Origin of the sequence: Chitiniphilus purpureus (genome assembly GCF_025642115.1) — a bacterium.
In the GTDB taxonomy this organism is placed as follows: domain Bacteria; phylum Pseudomonadota; class Gammaproteobacteria; order Burkholderiales; family Chitinibacteraceae; genus Chitiniphilus; species Chitiniphilus purpureus.
In genome coordinates this window covers 1,874,411-1,892,112 of record NZ_CP106753.1, presented here as the reverse complement: position 1 = coordinate 1,892,112, position 17,702 = coordinate 1,874,411, and the positions used below count along the sequence as shown (strand labels likewise).

Here is a 17,702-nt window from a genome sequence, read left to right as displayed (position 1 = left end):
GCGATCGGGCGCTCCGGCCGGCAGACCGCCCTGGCGCTGCCCGCCCGGGGTGATCGCCTTCATTGGGATACGGCAACAAACGACAACGCCCACCGTCCTGCGACGGTGGGCGTTGTGCGATACGCAGCGTGACGCGCGTCGGCTTACTCTGCCGCCGGCTCCCCAACCACCGGCTGCTGTGCTTCGTCGTTCAGCACGGCCTTGATCGACAGACGCACCCGGCCCTTCTCGTCCTGCTCCAGCGCCTTCACGCGCACGACCTGGCCTTCCTTCAGGTAGTCGCTCACATTCTTGATGCGCTCGTTGGCGATCTGGCTGATGTGCACCAGCCCGTCGCGGCCAGGCATGATCGACACGATGGCACCGACGTTGTTGTCGAGGATCTTCACCACCGGACCTTCATAGATCTTGCCGATCTCGACTTCCGCCGTGATCTCGCTGATGCGGCGCTTGGCCTCGTCGGCCCCTTCGGCGGAGATCGACGCGATGGTGATGGTGCCGTCTTCCTGGATATCGATCTGGGTGCCGGTCTCCTCGGTCAGCGCCCGGATCACCGAACCGCCCTTGCCGATCACGTCACGGATCTTCTCCGGGTTGATCTTCATGGTGTACAGGCGCGGTGCATGGGCGCTCACTTCATCGCGTGCGCTGCCGATCGCGTCCTTCATGATGTCAAGGATATGGACCCGGCCGACCTTGGCCTGCTCCAGCGCCACCTTCATGATCTCCTTGGTGATGCCGTTGATCTTGATATCCATCTGCAGCGCGGTCACGCCGCTGTCGGTGCCGGCCACCTTGAAGTCCATGTCACCCAGGTGATCCTCGTCACCCAGGATGTCGGTCAGCACCGCGAAGCGGTTGCCTTCCTTGATCAGGCCCATGGCGATGCCGGCCACGTGCTTCTTCAGCGGCACGCCGGCATCCATCAACGCCAGGCAGCCGCCGCAGACCGAGGCCATCGACGACGAGCCGTTCGATTCGGTGATCTCGGACACCACGCGCATCGAGTAGCCGAACTCCTCGGCGCTCGGCAGCACGGCGATCAGTGCGCGCTTGGCCAGGCGCCCGTGGCCGATCTCGCGGCGCTTGGGGCTGCCCACGCGGCCTGTCTCGCCCGTGGAATACGGCGGGAAGTTGTAGTGCAGCATGAAGCGGTCGCTGTATTCGCCGGTCAGCGCGTCGATCTTCTGCTCGTCCAGCTTGGTGCCAAGCGTGGCAACCACGAGGCCCTGGGTCTCGCCGCGGGTGAACAGCGCCGAGCCGTGGGTGCGTGGCAGCACGCCGGTGCGGATCACGATCGGGCGCACGGTGCGGGTGTCGCGACCGTCGATGCGCGGATAGCCGTCCAGGATCTGGTTGCGCACGATCTTGGCTTCCTGATCGTGGAAGATGCCGCGGATCTTGTTGGCAACCAGCGTCTCGGTCTCTTCGGTGATCAGCGCGGCCTTGACCTTGTCCCACGCTTCGTTGAGCTTGGCATTGCGTGCCTGCTTCTGCGCGATGCGGAACGCCTGGGCGATGTCGTCGCCGACGAGCGCGACGATCTGCGCTTCCAGCGCTTCGTCCCGGCTCGGCTCATCCCAGTCGAACAGTTCGGGGTTGACTTCGTCGGCCAGCTCGTTGATCGCCTTGATGGCAGCCTGCATCTGCTCGTGGCCGAACACCACGGCGCCCAGCATCACCTCCTCCGACAGCTCCTGCGCCTCGGATTCGACCATCAGCACCGCCTGCTCCGTGCCGGCGACCACGAGGTCGAGCTGGCTCGCGCCGAGTTCATCCTTGCTCGGATTCAGGAGGTACTGGCCGTTGGCATAGCCCACGCGCGCAGCACCGATCGGGCCCTGGAACGGCACACCCGAGATGGCGAGCGCCGCCGAGGCGCCCAGCATGGCCGGGATGTCGGAATCGATCTGCGGATCGACCGACAGCACGGTGGCGACGATCTGCACTTCGTTGAAGAAGCCTTCGGGGAACAGCGGCCGGATCGGGCGATCGATCAGGCGGCTGGTGAGGATTTCCTTTTCGGAGGGGCGGCCTTCGCGCTTGAAGAAGCCACCCGGAATCTTGCCGGCAGCGTAGGTACGCTCCTGGTAGTCGACGGTCAGCGGAAAGAAGTCCTGACCGGGCTTGACGCCCTTGGCGGCCACGACGGTCACGAGAACGACGGTGTCGTCCATCGAGACGACGACGGCACCCGAAGCCTGGCGGGCGATCTCGCCCGTCTCCAGCTTCACGGTGTGCTTGCCGTACTGGAACGTTTTGACGATTTTATTGAACACGGATTTTCCTTTTCTCGACAGTGCACCCTCAGCCCTGGGCGTAAACGGCAGTCCGCTGCAATCGGGCCGATGCACCGTTGTCCGGCAGCATTGCGCTGCGCTCACCACGGCACGACGATTGCCGGCCCCGGCACGACCATATTCCCCATCCGCCGCCGGAGCCGCTGTTTGACAAATGGGAAAGCCCAAACAAAAAGGTCGCAGCCTGATGGCTGCGACCTTTTTGCCGGGATTACTTGCGCAGACCCAGCTTGGCGATCAATTCGCGGTAGCTGTCGACATTGGTGCGCTTGAGATAGTCCAGCAGACGGCGACGGCGCGACACCATCTTCAGCAGGCCGCGGCGCGAGTGGTGATCCTTGGCATTGGCCTTGAAGTGCGGGGTCAGATCATTGATGCGCGCGGTCAGCAACGCCACCTGCACTTCGGGCGAACCGGTATCGCCGGTGGCGCGCTGGTATGTCTTGACGATCTCGGCCTTTTGTTCAACGGTGACAGCCATTGGGTATTGCTCCAGAAATTGATTGAGGGATCAGGTCCCGACAAGCAAGGCGAGCGATGACACCCCTCCTTGCTTCCCCAAGCTCACCCGGTGGCAAGCAGTCGTTTGGACCGTAGCACGCCGTCGGCGCCCACCTCGCCCAAACCGAGGAACCGAGCATTATCCTGACTTTGCTCAACCCCGTAAAGCCGGAACAGCCCGGGGGCGGCCCCTGGCGGGCGCGCACTCATGCCCTGCACGATGCGCCGGGTGTCGGCATCGTTGCAATGGAGCGCGGGCAGATCCTGCACCAGTGCATCGGCCGGCAGCAGCCGCGCCAGGCGCGCCGGCGGATCGAGCCGCTCCAACTCGTCAAGGCCGATCGCCTGGTCCAGCGTGAAGCCGGCGGTCCGGGTACGCACCAGGCCGGCCAGATAGGCGCCGCAGCCGAGCGCGCGCCCAAGATCGTCCGCCAGGCTGCGGATATAGGTGCCCTTGGAACAACGCACATCCAGTACCAGGCAACCATCCGCGTACTCGACGATATCGAGCGCATACAGCGTGACGCGCCGCGCCGCGCGCGGGATGTCAAGACCGGCGCGGGCATACTCGTACAGCGCCCGCCCTTCGAACTTGAGTGCCGAATGCATGGGCGGGATCTGCTCGATCTCGCCGCGGAACGCATGCAGGGCCGCTTCGATCACCGAGCGTTCGGCGGGCGGTGTGCCGCTGGCGACGATGTCGCCCTCGCCATCGAGCGTGCTCGACACCTCGCCCAGCCGGATGGTGGCGCGGTAACCCTTGTCGGCATCCAGCATGCGCTGCGCGAACTTGGTCGCTTCGCCCAGGCACAGCGGCAGCAGCCCGGTGGCGAAAGGGTCGAGCACGCCGGTATGCCCGGCCTTTTCGGCGTTCAGCAGCCAGCGCGCCTTTTGCAACGCCTTGTTGCTGGAAAAGCCGAACGGCTTGTCCAGCAGCAGCACGCCGTCGATTTTCTGTTTAGCCATGTAGGGGGAATGGATGGGTGGACATACGCTGCCTGCCGCTGCCGGGCCATGCCATGGCCCGTGCAGCCCGCGACAGCTCAGGCGTCGTCGTCCGGCGCCCTGGGCAACGCGGCGGCCTGGGAGATCAGCCCGTCAAGATGCATGCCCTGCTCGACCGAATGGTCGTAGTGGAAATGCAGCTCCGGCATCTTGAACAGCTTGATGCCGCGCGCCAGCTCGCTGCGCAGGTAGCCCTTGGCCGCCTCCAGCTTGGCGGCGATCGATTGCGCGTCCTCCTCGCTGCCAAGGAAGGTGTAGAACACCTTGGCATGCGAGTTGTCGCGCGTGACTTCCACGTCGGTCAAGGTCACCAGCGCGGCCTTGGGGTGATCGAGCTCGGCGCGGATCAGTTCGGCCAGATCGCGCTGCAGCTGCTGCGCGATGCGGTCGGATCGGGTGAAGTTTTTGGCCATGGTCGTGAGCAATGAAGCGTGAGGGGTGAGGTGTGGCACCCGCCCACGATCGGTTCAAAAGCAAACGGCGCAAGAGGGCTCCCCCTTGCGCCAGTGTGAATGCGGGGCGGGCCTGACACCATCCACCTCACCCCTCACACATCGCGATGCATTACAGCGTACGCGCGACCTCGACGATCTCGAAGACCTCCAGCTGATCGCCTTCCTGGATGTCGTTGTAGTTCTTCAGCTGCAGGCCGCACTCGTAGCCGGACTTCACTTCCTTCACGTCGTCCTTGAAACGCTTGAGCGTGTCGAGCTCGCCCTGGTGGACCACCACGTTGTTGCGCAACAACCGCACACCGGCACCACGCCGCACCACGCCATCGAGCACGTAGCAGCCGGCCACCGAGCCCACCTTGGAGATCACGAACACCTGCCGGATCTCCACCAGACCGATGATCTGCTCGCGTCGTTCCGGTGCCAGCATGCCCGAGAGCGCCGCCCGCACATCGTCGACCACGTCGTAGATGATGTTGTAGTAGCGGATATCCACGCCTTCGTTCTCGGCGAGCTTGCGCGCTGCGGCATCGGCACGCACATTGAAGCCCACCACCACCGCCTTGGAGGCCAGCGCAAGGTTGATGTCCGATTCGCTGATGCCACCCACGCCCGAGTGCAGGACCTGTACACGCACTTCATCGGTGGACAGCTTCTGCAGGCTGCCGGTAAGCGCCTCCAGCGAACCCTGCACGTCGCTCTTGATGACGATGGGCAGGTTCTGCACCTCGCCTTCCGCCATCTGGGCGAACATGTTCTCGAGCTTGGCGGCCTGCTGCTTGGCGAACTTGACGTCGCGGAACTTGCCCTGGCGGAACAGGGCGATCTCACGGGCCTTCTTCTCGTCGCCCAGCACCATCGCGTCCTCGCCGGCACCCGGCACCTCGGACAGGCCGAGGATTTCCACCGGGATGGACGGGCCGGCCTCGGTGATCTGCTTGCCGTTCTCGTCCAGCATCGCACGCACGCGGCCATAGACCTGGCCCGCCAGCAGCACGTCGCCCTTCTTCAGGGTGCCCGATTGCACCAGCATGGTCGCCACGGCACCGCGCCCCTTGTCCAGCCGGGCCTCGATGATGATGCCCTTGGCCGGCGCCTCGACCGGTGCCGTGAGTTCCAGCACCTCGGCCTGCAGCAGGATGGCATCGAGCAGCCCATCGATGTTCGTGCCCTGCTTGGCCGAGACCTCGATGAACTGCGTATCGCCGCCCCAGTCTTCCGGCACCACTTCCTGTGCCACCAGCTCCTGCCGGATACGCTCGGGGTTGGCGCCCTGCTTGTCGATCTTGTTCACCGCCACGACGATGGGCACGCCCGCCGCCTTGGCATGGTGGACCGCCTCGATGGTCTGCGGCATCACGCCATCGTCCGCGGCCACCACCAGTACCACGATGTCGGTGGCGCTGGCGCCACGGGCGCGCATCGCGGTGAAGGCTTCGTGGCCCGGCGTATCGAGGAAGGTGATGATGCCCTTCTCGGTCTCGACGTGGTACGCGCCGATGTGCTGCGTGATCCCACCGGCCTCACCGGCCGCCACCTTGGTGCGGCGGATGTAGTCCAGCAGCGAGGTCTTGCCGTGGTCGACGTGGCCCATCACGGTGACGACGGGCGCACGCGGCAACAGCTCGTGCTCGCCCTTGTCCTCGTCGCCCAGGTAGGTCTCCGGATCGTCCAGCTTGGCGGCGACCGGCGTGTGGCCCATTTCCTCGACCACGATCATCGCGGTCTCCTGGTCCAGCACCTGGTTGATGGTGACCATCATCCCGAGCTTCATCAACGCCTTGACCACCTCGACGCCCTTGACGGCCATCTTGTGCGCAAGATCAGCGACGCTGATGGTCTCGGGCACTTCCACCGTATGGACGATGGGTTCGGTCGGAGCCTGGAAGGCATGCGCATTGTCGCTCTCGCTGTGCTTGCGCCCGCCCTTCTTGGACTTCCAGCCGCCTCCGGCATCGCCGCCACGCGTGCGCAGCCCGCCTTTCTTGCCGCGGCTGTCGCGATCGTCGCGCTCGTCCTTGCGTGCAGTGGCCGGTTTCTTGTCGGCCGGACGGGAAACCGGCGCCGGTGCGGCAGCAGCCGGTTCGGCCTTGGGCGCTTCGGGCGCCCGCAGCGGCGTGTCCTTCGGTTTGCGCAGTTCGACGCGCATGCCGATCCGAGGGCGGTCACGCTCGGGTGCGGCAGCCGGAGCGCTCACCACCGGCGCAGCGGCCGGCTCGGGCGTCGGCGCGGATGCCACCGGGGTCTGGGCTGCCGCGGGCACATCGGCCACCTCGGGTTCGACGCCGGCTGTGGGTATTGCCGCAACGGGGGCCGCTTCGGCCACCGGCTGCTCGCGCCGCTGCTCGCGCTCCTGCTTGGCACGCATGTCCGCCGCCTGCCGCTCGCGCAGCGCCGCCTGCCGGCGCGCCTCCTCATCGCGGCTGGCACGCTCGGTCTCGTTCAGCACGGGTGCGTCAGCGCTGCGCGGCGCGGAGATCGGCGCCGGCGCCTCGGGCGTCGAGACGACCCGCTTCTTGCGCACCTCGACCTGGATGGTCTTGGCCTTGCCGGTCGCGTCGGTCTTGCGGATTTCCGTGGTTTCCTTGCGCGTGAGCGTGATCTTGCCCTTGTCCGCCGCCATGCCGTGCTTCTGCTTCAGATGGTTCAGCAGACGCGACTTGTCGTCCGCTGTGATGACATCCGAAGGATGGGCCTTGTTCAAGCCGGCCGCGCGCAACTGCTCCAGGAGCTCCTGGGGCGGCATTTTGAGCTCGGCGGCGAATTGGCTCACATTGGTTTCACTCATTCAATTTCCTCCCGGCTCACGCAAACCAGTGCTCGCGTGCCTTCATGATCAGTTGCTTCGCGTTCTCCTCGCTGATGCCCGTCATTTCGGTGAGCTCGTCCACCGCCAGCTCGGCAAGGTCATCGCGGGTATGTATCTCGTGCTCGGCAAGTGCGGCGGCGAGCTCCGGGGTCATGCCTTCCAGTGTCTTCAGGTCCTCGGACTGGTGCTCGAGCTTTTCCTCGCGCACGATCGCCTGCGTCAGCAGTGCATCGCGGGCACGCGCACGCAGCTCGTTGACCGTGTCCTCGTCGAATGCCTCGATCTCCAGCATTTCGTCGAGCGGCACGTACGCCACCTCTTCCAGCGTGTTGAATCCTTCCTGCACCAGCACGTTGGCCACTTCCTCGTCGACATCCAGCGCCTGAATGAAGAGCTCGCGTACCTTGGAGAACTCCTCCTCGTGCTTCTGCTCGGCTTCGTCGACGGTCATGATGTTGAGCTTCCAGCCGGTCAGCTCGGAGGCGAGCTTCACGTTCTGGCCGCCCCGGCCGATCGACATCGCGAGGTTCTCCTCATCGACGATCACATCCATCGCGTGGCTGTCCTCGTCGACCACGATGGAGCTGACATCGGCCGGCGACAGCGCGCCGATCACGAACTGCGCCGGATCGGACGACCACAGGATGATGTCGACCCGTTCGCCAGCCAGCTCATTGGTGACCGCATTGACGCGTGAACCGCGTACACCGATGCAGGTGCCCTGCGGATCGACCCGCTGGTCGTTGGATTTGACCGCGATCTTGGCACGCATGCCCGGATCGCGTGCCACCCCCATCAGCTCGATCAGGCCATTCTCGATCTCGGGCACTTCCATCTCGAAGAGCTTGGCCATGAACTCGGGCGCGGTCCGCGACAGCACGAGCTGCGGGCCACGTCCCAGGCGATCGATGCGCAGCAGGAAGGCGCGGACACGGTCGCCCACGCGCAGGTTCTCCTTGGGGATCATCTGGTCGCGCGGCAGGATGGCTTCGAGCTTGCCCAGCTCGATGATGGCGTTGCCGCGCTCGATACGCTTGATGGTGCCGGACACGATATGTTCGCGCCGCTCCAGGAAGTCGTTCAGGTTCTGCTCGCGCTCGGCATCGCGGATCTTCTGCAGGATGACCTGCTTGGCGGTCTGCGCGCCGATGCGGCCGAACTCGATCGGCTCAAGCTCCTCCTCCCAGGCATCGCCCACCAGGAGGTCCTTGTCGTAGTCAGGCGCATCGGTGATGGCGATCTGACGACTAGGTTCTTCGTGATCGTTGTCCTCGACCACGGTCCACACCCGGAACGAGCGGTAGTCGCCGCTGTCCCGGTCGATCTGGACACGGATATCCACCTCATCGTCGTAGCGCTTCTTGGTGGCCGACGCGAGCGCCATCTCCAGCGCGGTGAAGACCACATCCTTGTCTACGTTCTTTTCGCGGGCGAGCGCATCAACCAGCAGCAGAATTTCACGGCTCATTGTCGTTTAATCCCTTTCTATCCTTCGCACAGACGGCATGTGGTGTTGTTCGGTGTGATCTGGTCGTGTATCAGAACTGGGGCTCCAGCCGGACCTTGTCCAACTGCGACAGCGGCAGCGCCAGGCGCTCGCCGTCGCACTCGATCTGCACCGCGTCTCCTTCGAGACCGATGAGCGTGCCAACCAGGCGCTTGCGCTTGTCCGGCAGGGGCAGGCGCAACTTGACCTTGACCATCTGCCCGGCAAAGCGCTCGAAATCCGCCGGTTTCTTCAGCACGCGGTCAAGGCCAGGGGACGAGACTTCGAGCCGCTCGTAGTCGATGCCTTCGACCATGAACAGGCGGGTGAAATGATTGCTGACGCTGACACAATCCTCGACGGTGATGCCGCCCGGCCGGTCGATGAACAGGCGCATCAGGCCGCGCTGGCCGATCTCCAGATCAACGAGTTCATAGCCGAGCGCGGCCAGCGTGGTTTCGACGACTTCCTGCAGGTTGACTGCCATCCAGATCCTTTGCTGCAAACAAAAAATGGGCTGCAATACTGCGCCCATTTGAAAAGCACATCCCTGTTCCCGGCAAAGACCGTCCAGCGCGGCTCTGCGGGTCGCAAAGCGCCGGTTTCAAATCGCCGCCTAGGGGATAGGCCGGATACTATCAGAAACAACCACTTGGCGAAACTGTCCAGATGGGGCCGCTGCACTGCGTTTACGCCGCTTGGCGTTACATGGCAAAGTCATGCACACCCCGTCGCAGCAGATCAGCCCTGGACTGCGCCGCTTTTTGCTCAGCCAATAACTAATCAAGGAGCGCAAACGATGGACCGCCCCTGGCTTGCCAGCTATCCCAGCCATGCGCCGCATCAGATCGATGTGGAAGCCTTCAGCTCGATCCCGGACGTATTCGCCCGCTCGGTCCAGAAGTACGCCGACCGGCCGGCCTTCGTGAACATGGGCAAATCGCTCACCTACCGGCAGATCAGCGAGCGCGCCCAGGCCTTCGCAACCTTCCTGCAGCAGGACCTCAAGCTTGCGCGCGGCACACGGGTGGCAGTGATGATGCCCAATCTGCTGCAGTATCCGATCGCCATCTTCGGCATCCTGCAGGCCGGCATGACGGTGGTGAACGTCAATCCGCTCTACACGCCGCGCGAGCTGGAGCATCAGCTCAAGGACTCCGGTGCCGAGGCGATCGTGATCGTCGCCAACTTCGCACACACACTGGCCAAGGTGATCGGGCAGACCTCGGTCAAACACATCATCCTGACCCAGATCGGCGACCAGCTCGATTTTCCGAAGCGCCAGCTCGTCAATCTGGTGGTCAGGCATGTCAAGCGCATGGTGCCGGACTATGCGCTGCCCGATGCAATCCCATTCAACAGCGCGCTCGCCCGCGGCGCGCGGCATACGTTCGAGCCGGTGCGGGTCACGCTGGACGATCTGGCCTTCCTGCAATACACCGGCGGCACCACCGGCGTGGCCAAGGGCGCAATGCTGACGCATGGCAACATCGTGGCCAACATGCAGCAGGCGCACACCTGGATCAGCGACGTGATCGACGAGGGCGGCGAATGGATCGTCACCGCGCTGCCGCTGTATCACATCTTCTGCCTGACCGCGAACTGCATGATCTTCACCAAGGCGGGCGCCACCAATCTGCTGATCACCAACCCGCGCGACATCCCCAACTTCATCAAGGAACTGGCACGGTATCCGGTCACCTGCATGACCGGGGTGAATACGCTTTTCAACGCGCTCCTCAACCGGCCCGAGTTCGCCCAACTCGACTTCAGTCGCTGGAAGCTTGCGCTGGGCGGCGGGATGGCGGTGCAGCATGCGGTGGCGGACAAATGGCAGAAGATCACCGGCGTGCCGCTGATCGAAGCCTACGGGCTGACCGAGACCTCGCCGGCGGCGATGATCAACCCGCTCACGCTCAAGGAATACAACGGCATGATCGGCCTGCCCCTGCCCAACACCGACGCGCAGATACGCGACGGCGAAGGGCGTGCCCTGCCGGCCGGCGAGCGCGGCGAACTGTGCATCAAGGGGCCACAGGTGATGAAAGGGTACTGGAACCGCCCGGACGAAACCGCCAAGGTGCTGGGCGAGGACGGCTTTCTCGCCACCGGGGATATCGCGGTGATGTCGACTACGGGCTACTTCAAGCTGGTCGATCGCAAGAAGGACATGATCCTGATCTCGGGCTTCAATGTGTATCCCAACGAGATCGAGGACGTGGTGGCCAATCATCCCGGCGTACTGGAAGTGGCCTGCATCGGGGTGCAGGATGAAAAGACCGGCGAGGCGCTCAAGCTGTTCGTGGTCAAGCGCGACCCGGCACTGACCGCCGAGGACGTCATCGCCTACTGTCGTGAGAATCTGACCAATTATAAGGTGCCCAAGCAGGTTGAATTCCGAACCGAGCTGCCCAAGTCGAATGTCGGTAAGATTCTGCGCAGGGAGTTGCGTACAACCCAATAAGAGCAAACGCCATGAACCTGTTGCCCTTCTTCAAGCTGATGGCCGAAAAACAGGCATCCGACCTGTTCCTGTCCAGCAATTCGCCGATCACGATCAAGATCAGCGGCGTGTGCCACCCGGTGAACAATCAGGTGCTCGGGGCCGAGCACGTCAAGCAGCTGGTCTACCAGCTGCTGCGGCCCGACCAGATCGCCCGCTTCGAAGAAGATCTCGAACTCAACCTGGGGTTGCCGCTCGAGGGGATCGGCAACTTCCGTCTCAATATCTTCCGCACCCGGGGCACGGTGGCGATGGTGGCCCGCTTCATCCGGCCGCGCGCGCTGAGCGTCGAGGAGCTGCGTCTGCCGCCACTGCTCAAGGAGCTGGTGATGGAAAAGCGCGGCATCGTGCTGATGGTGGGCGCCACCGGTTCGGGCAAGTCCTCGACCGTGGCGGCCATGCTGGAGCACCGCAATGCGCTGCACCCGGGGCATATCCTCACCGTCGAGGACCCGATCGAATACCTGTATTCGCACAAGAAGAGCCTGGTCAACCAGCGCGAGATCGGTGTGGATACCAAGAGCTACGGCGAGGCGCTGAAGAACGCGATGCGCGAAGCGCCTGACGTGCTGATGATCGGCGAGATCCGCGACCGCGAGACCATGAACTACGCGATGCAATATGCCCAGGCCGGCCATCTGTGCCTGTCCACCCTGCATGCCAACAACAGTTACCACTCGCTGTCGCGCATCGTGAACTTCTTTCCGCAGGACGCGCGCGAGTCATTGCTGTATGACCTCTCGACGGCATTGCGCGCCATCATCTCGCAGCGCCTGGTCCGCGACCGGCAAGGGCGGCTGGTTCCGGCGGTGGAGGTCATGCTCAATACCAACCGGATTGCCGAACTGATCCGCAACGGCCAGCTCGCGGACATCAAGGAGGCAATGGAGCAGTCGCTGTCCGAAGGTTCGCAGACGTTCGAGCAGGCACTGTATCGCCTTTACCGCGACGGCGAGGTCGAACTCGACGAAGCGCTGCGCAACGCCGATTCGGCCACCAACCTCGCTTGGATGGTGAACAACGCGCAGACCGTCGAGGAGCAGCAGGCCGCCAAACGCGCGCCGCAGCCCGCAGCGGCACCACCCCAGCAGGATACCCAGATCAATTTCGACATCCCGCTGCACTGATCCGGCCTGCGGTGCCTGACCGGCCCTGCAGCGCAAGGGGCCGGCCGCACAGCGCACTCCGGTCGCAGCGCCCCGCTGTCTTTCCGGCTGCCACGCCGCCAGCGCCGCGCTGGCGGGCTGAGGCCCGCCGGCATCCGACATTCCCTGGAACCATCACCATGAAGCTCTACGGCATTCCCAACTGCGACACCGTGAAGAAGGCACGTGCCTGGCTGGCCGAGGCCGGGCTTGAATACGCTTGGCACGACTACAAGAAGCAAGGCGTGGACCGGGCGCTGTTGCAGGGCTGGATCGGGCAACGCGGCTGGGAAGTGCTGGTGAACAAGTCCGGCACCACTTGGCGCAAGTTGGACGACGACAGCAAAGCCGCGGTGCACGACGCCGAGTCGGCCATTGCGCTGATGCTCTCGCAACCCAGTGTCATCAAGCGCCCCGTGCTCGAACACGATGGTAAGATTCTGGTCGGCTTCAACCCCAACGATTATGCGGCCTTCCTGAAATGAGCAATCCCACGCTGGATCTGACGATCCAACTGATGAAGCAGCCCTCGGTCACACCGAATGACGCGGACTGCCAGCAGATCATCGCCCGCAGGCTGGAGCAGCTGGGCTTTCAGATCGAGCATCTGCGTTTCGAAGACGTGGACAACCTTTGGGCTCGCCGCGGCAGTCAGGGGCCGGTGCTGGTGTTTGCCGGCCATACCGACGTAGTGCCCACCGGACCGATCGAGCGCTGGCACTCCGATCCGTTCGCTCCGGTGGTGCGGGACGACCATCTCTACGGTCGCGGCGCCGCCGACATGAAGGCGTCCCTGGCCGCCTTCGTCACGGCCACCGAGGATTTTCTCGCCACCCACCCGGAGCCGCGCGGCTCGATCGCGTTCCTGCTGACTTCGGACGAGGAAGGCCCGGCGCGCCACGGCACGGTGAAAGTGATCGATACGCTGCGCGCACGCGGCGAGGCACTCGACTATTGCATCGTCGGCGAACCGACCAGCGCGGAAGCCTTTGGCGACACCATCAAGAATGGCCGCCGCGGGTCATTGTCCGGCCATCTGACCGTGCATGGCGTGCAGGGCCATATCGCCTACCCCCATCTGGCGAAGAATCCGATCCACCTGCTTGCGCCGGCGCTCGACGAGCTGGCCCGGACCGAATGGGACAAGGGCAACGTCCATTTCCCGCCGACCACTTGGCAGGTTTCCAATATCCACGGCGGCACCGGCGCCACCAACGTGATTCCGGGAACCGTGGAACTGCAGTTCAATTTCCGCTTCTCGACCGAGAACACAGCCGAATCGCTGCAGCGGAAGGTGCACGCCGTTCTCGATGCGCACGGGCTGGAGCACGAGATCGAGTGGACACTCAGCGGCGAGCCGTTCCTGACCGATCATGGCGAGCTGATCGATGCCATCCGCGGCGCAGTGGCCAGGGTGACCGGCAGCGTGCCGGTGCTCAATACCACCGGCGGCACCTCGGATGGGCGCTTCATCGCCAAGCATTGCCCGCAGGTGGTCGAATTCGGACCGCTGAACCGCACCATCCACAAGCTCAACGAATGCGTGGCCGTGGCGGATCTGCCGAAACTGTCGGCGATCTACCGCAAGACCATGGAAGCACTGCTGACCTGAAGCAGGTGCATGGCCGCCTGCTGTGCGGCGAAAGCGCGACGCGGCCAAAGGGAACGCAAGCAGAGCCTTGCACCGGCGACGCCTGTTCAGGGCGTCGCTGCGGGCTCGATCTGCCACTGCGGCCACCAGCCATCTGCGGCAGTGGCTGCGGCGGCAAGCGCCACCCCGGGCACGGCGACCAAAGTACCGTCCAGATACAACAGCGGCAGGCACTCGCGCAGCCATGGCGGCACGCCCGCCTCCTGGAACAACAGTTTGAGGGGGCGATGCGGGCCGTGCCTGCGCACCTGCAGCACTTCACCCCCCTGGCGAGGCCGGACTTCGAGCGCGCCGCGCGCCAGGCCCACCGGGGCCAGTCCATCCGGCGCCCGTTGCCACACCAACCTGCCCTGCCAGCCTGCCAATGTGTCTGGCTGGCCATCCCGCCATACGATCCGCAGCGCCGGGCCGGGCCCCGCGAGCGGGCCCACCGGGTACCACTGGCCTCGGTGGCGCCGCAATCCATGACCGCGCCAGCGCCACGACGGCTGGGCGTCGGGCCTGCTCAGGGTCTGCGCCCACAATGCTGCGAAAGCGCGTTCGTCCGGGACGATCCCCAACAGCCCGAGCCAGATGCGCAGCGCATGGCGCGCACGTGCCTCGCCCAGCTCCGCCAGTGCGCGTCTGGCATCGAAACGCTCCGGTACAGTGTGCCGATAGGCCTGGGCATCGAGTGCGCCGTAGGCCGAGAGCAAGGCCTGTGCCTCTGCCAGGTGGGCCGCTGCGCGTGCCAGCGTCTCGTCGAGCCCGGCAAAGCGCTCGCGCAACAGCGGTAGCGCGCGCAACCGCAGGAAATTGCGGTCAAAGCGCGTGTCGGCATTGCTTTCGTCCTCGATCCACGCCAGCCCATGCGCCTGGGCATAGTGCAGCAGCGCAGCACGCGGTACGTCGAGCAAGGGCCGCAGCAGCAGCAGGGCCGGTGTAAGCCGGCGCATCGGCGGCATTGCCGCAAGTCCGGCCGGACCGGCCCCCCGCAACAGGTTGAGCAGCACCGTCTCGGCCTGATCATTGCGGTGATGCGCCAGCATCACCGCATCAGCCTCACATCCCGAGAGCACGGCGTAGCGCGCATTGCGGGCGGCCGCTTCGACCCCCAGCTCGGCCACCCCGCTCAGGCGGACGCGTTCAACACGGCAGGGTACCTGCAATGCCGCACACTGCGCGGCGACGAAGTCAGCCCAGGCATCGGCATGGGGCGACAGGCCGTGATGCACATGCACGGCGCTCAGCTGCAGGCCAAGCGTATCGCGCAGTGCCAGCAGCACCGCGAGCAGCACCATGGAATCGAGCCCGCCGGAGAGGCCGATGCAGACATGACGGCTGCCGGGCGGCAGGTGGCGGGCAATGGATGCGGCCACCTGCCCGTCAAGATCAGGCGACGCTGACTTCCTTGAACTTGCCATAGTCCATCAACCGCTGGAACCGCGCCTCCAGCAGCTCATCGACCGATTTCTCCTGCAGGCCCTTCAAGGCGTCGGCAATGGCCTTCTTTATCGCTGCCATCATCTGTGCGGGATTGCGGTGCGCCCCACCCACCGGCTCGGGGATCACCTTGTCCACCAGACCCAACGTCTTCAGACGGGTGGCAGTGATGCCCATGGCCTCGGCGGCGTCCGGCGCCTTTTCGGCGGTCTTCCACAGGATGGAGGCGCAGCCTTCAGGCGAAATCACCGAGTAGGTCGAATACTGCAGCATCATCACGATATCGCCGACCGCGATCGCCAACGCCCCGCCCGAGCCGCCTTCACCGATCACCGTGGTGACGACCGGCACCCGCAGCTTGGCCATTTCGAAGAGGTTGCGCCCGATGGCCTCGGATTGCCCGCGCTCTTCGGCGCCGATACCCGGATAGGCCCCCGGCGTATCGACAAAGGTGAACACCGGCAGATTGAACTTCTCGGCCAGCTTCATCAGCCGCAGCGCCTTGCGATAGCCCTCGGGGCGCGGCATGCCGAAGTTGCGGTACTGGCGCTCCTTGGTGTCGCGCCCCTTCTGATGCCCGATCACCATGACGCTCTGGCCGTTGAAACGCGCGAGCCCGCCGACGATGGCCGGATCATCCGCATAGCTGCGATCGCCGTGCAGCTCCTCGAAGTCGGTACAGATCGCCTTGATGTAGTCGAGCGTATACGGTCGCTGCGGGTGGCGCGCCACCTGCGAGATCTGCGTTGCGCTCAACTTGGCATAGATGGTCTTGGTCAGCTCCTGACTTTTCTTTTCCAGGTGGCCGATCTCGGCCGAGATATCCACTGCCGAATCGTCCTGGACGAAACGCAATTGCTCGATCTTGTTCTCGAGCTCCGCGATCGGCTGCTCGAAATCCAGAAACGTGGTCTTCATGCCTCTTTTTTCCCCACCCTGCAGAGCATAAGACAGCCCATAAGACAGCCCCGCTCCAAATGGCGCAGGGCAAAAAACCAGCCGATCATACAGCAAGCCCTACGGCATCCCAAGCCGTGGCGCTGATCGTCGGCCCTGCGGCGCCTCAGCAAAGATTGCTGAAGACGATATCTGCGCGCAATCCAGTCTTCTGGAAACCGATACGACTGCTGACATTGAGGACGAGCGGCGCACAGGTATTGGCACGGATCCCCTCGTTCCGGTCCGGACGCATCAGCATCAACAGCAGCAGCACATCTTCGGGGCGCTGCAACTGCAGCAGCGCACATTCCTCGTCGCTGAGCTGGATCTGGTAGTTGACGCCGAACAGTTCACTGTTGATGACGCTGAACGCCAAGTCCGGATCGTCCAACGATTGCAGCCAGAGCACCTTGGGCTGCGGGTTGTCCTCATGCAGCAACTTGTAGCGCGTGCACTGCTCGAAACCGGGCAAGCCACGCGGAAAGGTCAGGATGGTGTCCGGATCGACCTCGACATTGCCAAAACGGGTATTGATGGTTTGCATGCATCCTCCTAGCCTGCGCGATTTGACGTGACCCTAGCATAGCGGGTAGCTGGCCGCTGCAAAAACAGGCATCTATATCAGGGCAAGCTGATAAATCGCTGATTCGCTAAAGTTTTCGCGAGGCCGTCCGATACTAGGCATAATCACTCCATCCCTATCGCGCAGTGGCGATGAAGGCAGACCGTCATGAAGATCGATCACTCCGGCAAGAGCACCCTGGCCCCCGTCAGCCGCAATACCGAGCGGCAGAACGAAGTTGCCAAGCCTACCGTGGCGCCTGCGCAGGACGAGAGCGTGACGTTGAACCCGCTGGCGGCCCAGATCGGTCAGGCAGATGAAGCCGCGCCTTTCGACAGCGCGCGGGTGCAGGCACTGCGCCAGGCGATCGCCGAGGGCCGTTTCACCGTGAAGCCCGAAGCCATTGCCGACAAGCTGCTTGCCAGCGTCCAGGAGCTGTTACGTGACTGAAGCTGCCAAGGCGCAGTTCATCGCGCTGTTCTCGGCACTGGAAAGCACGATGGCACGCTTTGATGCGCTGCTCGAAGAAGAACAGCATGTGCTCGTCCATTCCGATATCGACTCCCTCTCGGCCTTGACCGCCGCCAAGCTGGACATCAGCAATCAATTGGAAAACCAGTTCCAGGCGCTGCGCACTGTGGCCCAAGGCAGTGGCGTGCCGCTCACGCCCGCGCATCTGCTGGACGAGACGCTCAGGGCACTGGATCCGCAGCTGGCCGAGCAATGGCAACGCATCCGGGCGCTGAGCCAGCTGGTCAAGGCACGCAATGCCAGCAACGGCCAACTGATCGAGACCCGTCGTCATCTGAACGACCGGCTGTTCGCCGAGCTGTCGCAGACCCAGGAGGTGCCGCAGCTGTATGGCGAGGATGGCCGGGTGCACACGCGCATCGGCGGCCAGCCATTCGACAAGGCCTGACCGCCCCT

The 17,702-nt window shown here is 64.2% G+C and carries 16 protein-coding genes; 6 read left to right on the top strand and 10 right to left on the bottom strand.

Going from position 1 to position 17,702, the window contains the following annotated elements; translation table 11 throughout:
* Positions 1-143: 143 nt before the first annotated feature.
* The 7 genes from pnp to rimP form a co-directional block, all read right to left on the bottom strand.
* On the bottom strand, positions 144-2,279 hold the full coding sequence (gene pnp, locus N8I74_RS08810; RefSeq protein WP_263126523.1) for a polyribonucleotide nucleotidyltransferase: 2,136 nt from the start codon (positions 2,277-2,279) through the stop codon (positions 144-146).
* Positions 2,280-2,511: 232 nt separating this feature from the next.
* Positions 2,512-2,781 carry a 30S ribosomal protein S15 gene (gene rpsO / locus N8I74_RS08805; protein ID WP_263126522.1) on the bottom strand — a complete coding sequence of 90 codons (270 nt, stop codon included), beginning with the start codon at positions 2,779-2,781 and terminating at the stop codon, positions 2,512-2,514.
* Between the two features lie 83 nt (positions 2,782-2,864).
* Positions 2,865-3,767 (bottom strand): tRNA pseudouridine(55) synthase TruB, encoded by a 903-nt coding sequence (truB, locus tag N8I74_RS08800; protein WP_263126521.1) that lies wholly within the window; start codon positions 3,765-3,767, stop codon positions 2,865-2,867.
* Positions 3,768-3,844: 77 nt separating this feature from the next.
* The gene (gene rbfA / locus N8I74_RS08795; RefSeq protein WP_263126520.1) at positions 3,845-4,219 is read right to left on the bottom strand and encodes a 30S ribosome-binding factor RbfA; all 375 of its coding nucleotides are present in this window, start codon (positions 4,217-4,219) and stop codon (positions 3,845-3,847) included.
* Positions 4,220-4,370: 151 nt separating this feature from the next.
* Positions 4,371-7,046: a translation initiation factor IF-2 gene (infB, locus tag N8I74_RS08790; protein WP_263126519.1), complete on the bottom strand. Its 2,676-nt coding sequence runs from the start codon at positions 7,044-7,046 to the stop codon at positions 4,371-4,373.
* Positions 7,047-7,062: 16 nt separating this feature from the next.
* Positions 7,063-8,535, bottom strand: a complete 1,473-nt coding sequence (gene nusA, locus N8I74_RS08785) for a transcription termination factor NusA (RefSeq protein WP_263126518.1) — start codon at positions 8,533-8,535, stop codon at positions 7,063-7,065.
* A gap of 70 nt (positions 8,536-8,605) precedes the next feature.
* Positions 8,606-9,040, bottom strand: a complete 435-nt coding sequence (gene rimP, locus N8I74_RS08780) for a ribosome maturation factor RimP (RefSeq protein ID WP_263126517.1) — start codon at positions 9,038-9,040, stop codon at positions 8,606-8,608.
* Between the two features lie 312 nt (positions 9,041-9,352).
* On the opposite strand from rimP, the gene fadD reads away from it, so the two are divergent.
* The 4 genes from fadD to dapE all read left to right on the top strand — a co-directional run bounded on the left by fadD (position 9,353) and on the right by dapE (position 13,813).
* The gene (fadD, locus tag N8I74_RS08775; protein WP_263126516.1) at positions 9,353-11,017 is read left to right on the top strand and encodes a long-chain-fatty-acid--CoA ligase FadD; all 1,665 of its coding nucleotides are present in this window, start codon (positions 9,353-9,355) and stop codon (positions 11,015-11,017) included.
* A gap of 11 nt (positions 11,018-11,028) precedes the next feature.
* Positions 11,029-12,183: a PilT/PilU family type 4a pilus ATPase gene (locus N8I74_RS08770; RefSeq protein ID WP_263126515.1), complete on the top strand. Its 1,155-nt coding sequence runs from the start codon at positions 11,029-11,031 to the stop codon at positions 12,181-12,183.
* Between the two features lie 158 nt (positions 12,184-12,341).
* The gene (locus tag N8I74_RS08765) at positions 12,342-12,686 is read left to right on the top strand and encodes an ArsC family reductase (protein ID WP_263126514.1); all 345 of its coding nucleotides are present in this window, start codon (positions 12,342-12,344) and stop codon (positions 12,684-12,686) included.
* Positions 12,683-13,813 (top strand): succinyl-diaminopimelate desuccinylase, encoded by a 1,131-nt coding sequence (dapE, locus tag N8I74_RS08760; protein WP_263126512.1) that lies wholly within the window; start codon positions 12,683-12,685, stop codon positions 13,811-13,813. The genes N8I74_RS08765 and dapE overlap by 4 nt, the downstream gene beginning before the upstream one ends.
* Positions 13,814-13,899: 86 nt before the next feature.
* On the opposite strand, the gene tilS is transcribed toward dapE, so the two are convergent.
* From tilS to fliW, 3 genes are all read right to left on the bottom strand, one after another.
* Positions 13,900-15,210, bottom strand: coding sequence for a tRNA lysidine(34) synthetase TilS (gene tilS, locus N8I74_RS08755; RefSeq protein WP_263126511.1), 1,311 nt, complete (start codon positions 15,208-15,210; stop codon positions 13,900-13,902).
* A 13-nt stretch (positions 15,211-15,223) separates the two neighbouring features.
* Entirely contained in the window at positions 15,224-16,192 is a 969-nt protein-coding gene (locus N8I74_RS08750; protein ID WP_263126510.1) for an acetyl-CoA carboxylase carboxyltransferase subunit alpha, read from the bottom strand.
* A 145-nt stretch (positions 16,193-16,337) separates the two neighbouring features.
* The gene (fliW, locus tag N8I74_RS08745; protein WP_263126509.1) at positions 16,338-16,757 is read right to left on the bottom strand and encodes a flagellar assembly protein FliW; all 420 of its coding nucleotides are present in this window, start codon (positions 16,755-16,757) and stop codon (positions 16,338-16,340) included.
* A 186-nt stretch (positions 16,758-16,943) separates the two neighbouring features.
* Between fliW and flgM the strand changes: the two genes are divergently transcribed.
* Together flgM and N8I74_RS08735 are read left to right on the top strand one after the other, a co-directional pair.
* Positions 16,944-17,225, top strand: a complete 282-nt coding sequence (flgM, locus tag N8I74_RS08740) for a flagellar biosynthesis anti-sigma factor FlgM (RefSeq protein WP_263126508.1) — start codon at positions 16,944-16,946, stop codon at positions 17,223-17,225.
* Positions 17,218-17,694 carry a flagella synthesis protein FlgN gene (locus tag N8I74_RS08735; RefSeq protein WP_263126507.1) on the top strand — a complete coding sequence of 159 codons (477 nt, stop codon included), beginning with the start codon at positions 17,218-17,220 and terminating at the stop codon, positions 17,692-17,694. Before flgM ends, N8I74_RS08735 begins: the two co-directional genes overlap by 8 nt.
* The last annotated feature ends 8 nt before the right edge of the window (positions 17,695-17,702 follow it).

Bases quoted from the DNA above. Each gene is read 5' to 3' on its own strand.
- rpsO (WP_263126522.1), bottom strand. From the start codon at position 2,781: ATGGCTGTCACCGTTGAACAAAAGGCCGAGATCGTCAAGACATACCAG.
- truB (WP_263126521.1), bottom strand. From the start codon at position 3,767: ATGGCTAAACAGAAAATCGACGGCGTGCTGCTGCTGGACAAGCCGTTC.
- rbfA (WP_263126520.1), bottom strand. From the start codon at position 4,219: ATGGCCAAAAACTTCACCCGATCCGACCGCATCGCGCAGCAGCTGCAG.
- infB (WP_263126519.1), bottom strand. From the start codon at position 7,046: ATGAGTGAAACCAATGTGAGCCAATTCGCCGCCGAGCTCAAAATGCCG.
- nusA (WP_263126518.1), bottom strand. From the start codon at position 8,535: ATGAGCCGTGAAATTCTGCTGCTGGTTGATGCGCTCGCCCGCGAAAAG.
- rimP (WP_263126517.1), bottom strand. From the start codon at position 9,040: ATGGCAGTCAACCTGCAGGAAGTCGTCGAAACCACGCTGGCCGCGCTC.
- fadD (WP_263126516.1), top strand. From the start codon at position 9,353: ATGGACCGCCCCTGGCTTGCCAGCTATCCCAGCCATGCGCCGCATCAG.
- N8I74_RS08770 (WP_263126515.1), top strand. From the start codon at position 11,029: ATGAACCTGTTGCCCTTCTTCAAGCTGATGGCCGAAAAACAGGCATCC.
- N8I74_RS08765 (WP_263126514.1), top strand. From the start codon at position 12,342: ATGAAGCTCTACGGCATTCCCAACTGCGACACCGTGAAGAAGGCACGT.
- dapE (WP_263126512.1), top strand. From the start codon at position 12,683: ATGAGCAATCCCACGCTGGATCTGACGATCCAACTGATGAAGCAGCCC.
- N8I74_RS08750 (WP_263126510.1), bottom strand. From the start codon at position 16,192: ATGAAGACCACGTTTCTGGATTTCGAGCAGCCGATCGCGGAGCTCGAG.
- fliW (WP_263126509.1), bottom strand. From the start codon at position 16,757: ATGCAAACCATCAATACCCGTTTTGGCAATGTCGAGGTCGATCCGGAC.
- flgM (WP_263126508.1), top strand. From the start codon at position 16,944: ATGAAGATCGATCACTCCGGCAAGAGCACCCTGGCCCCCGTCAGCCGC.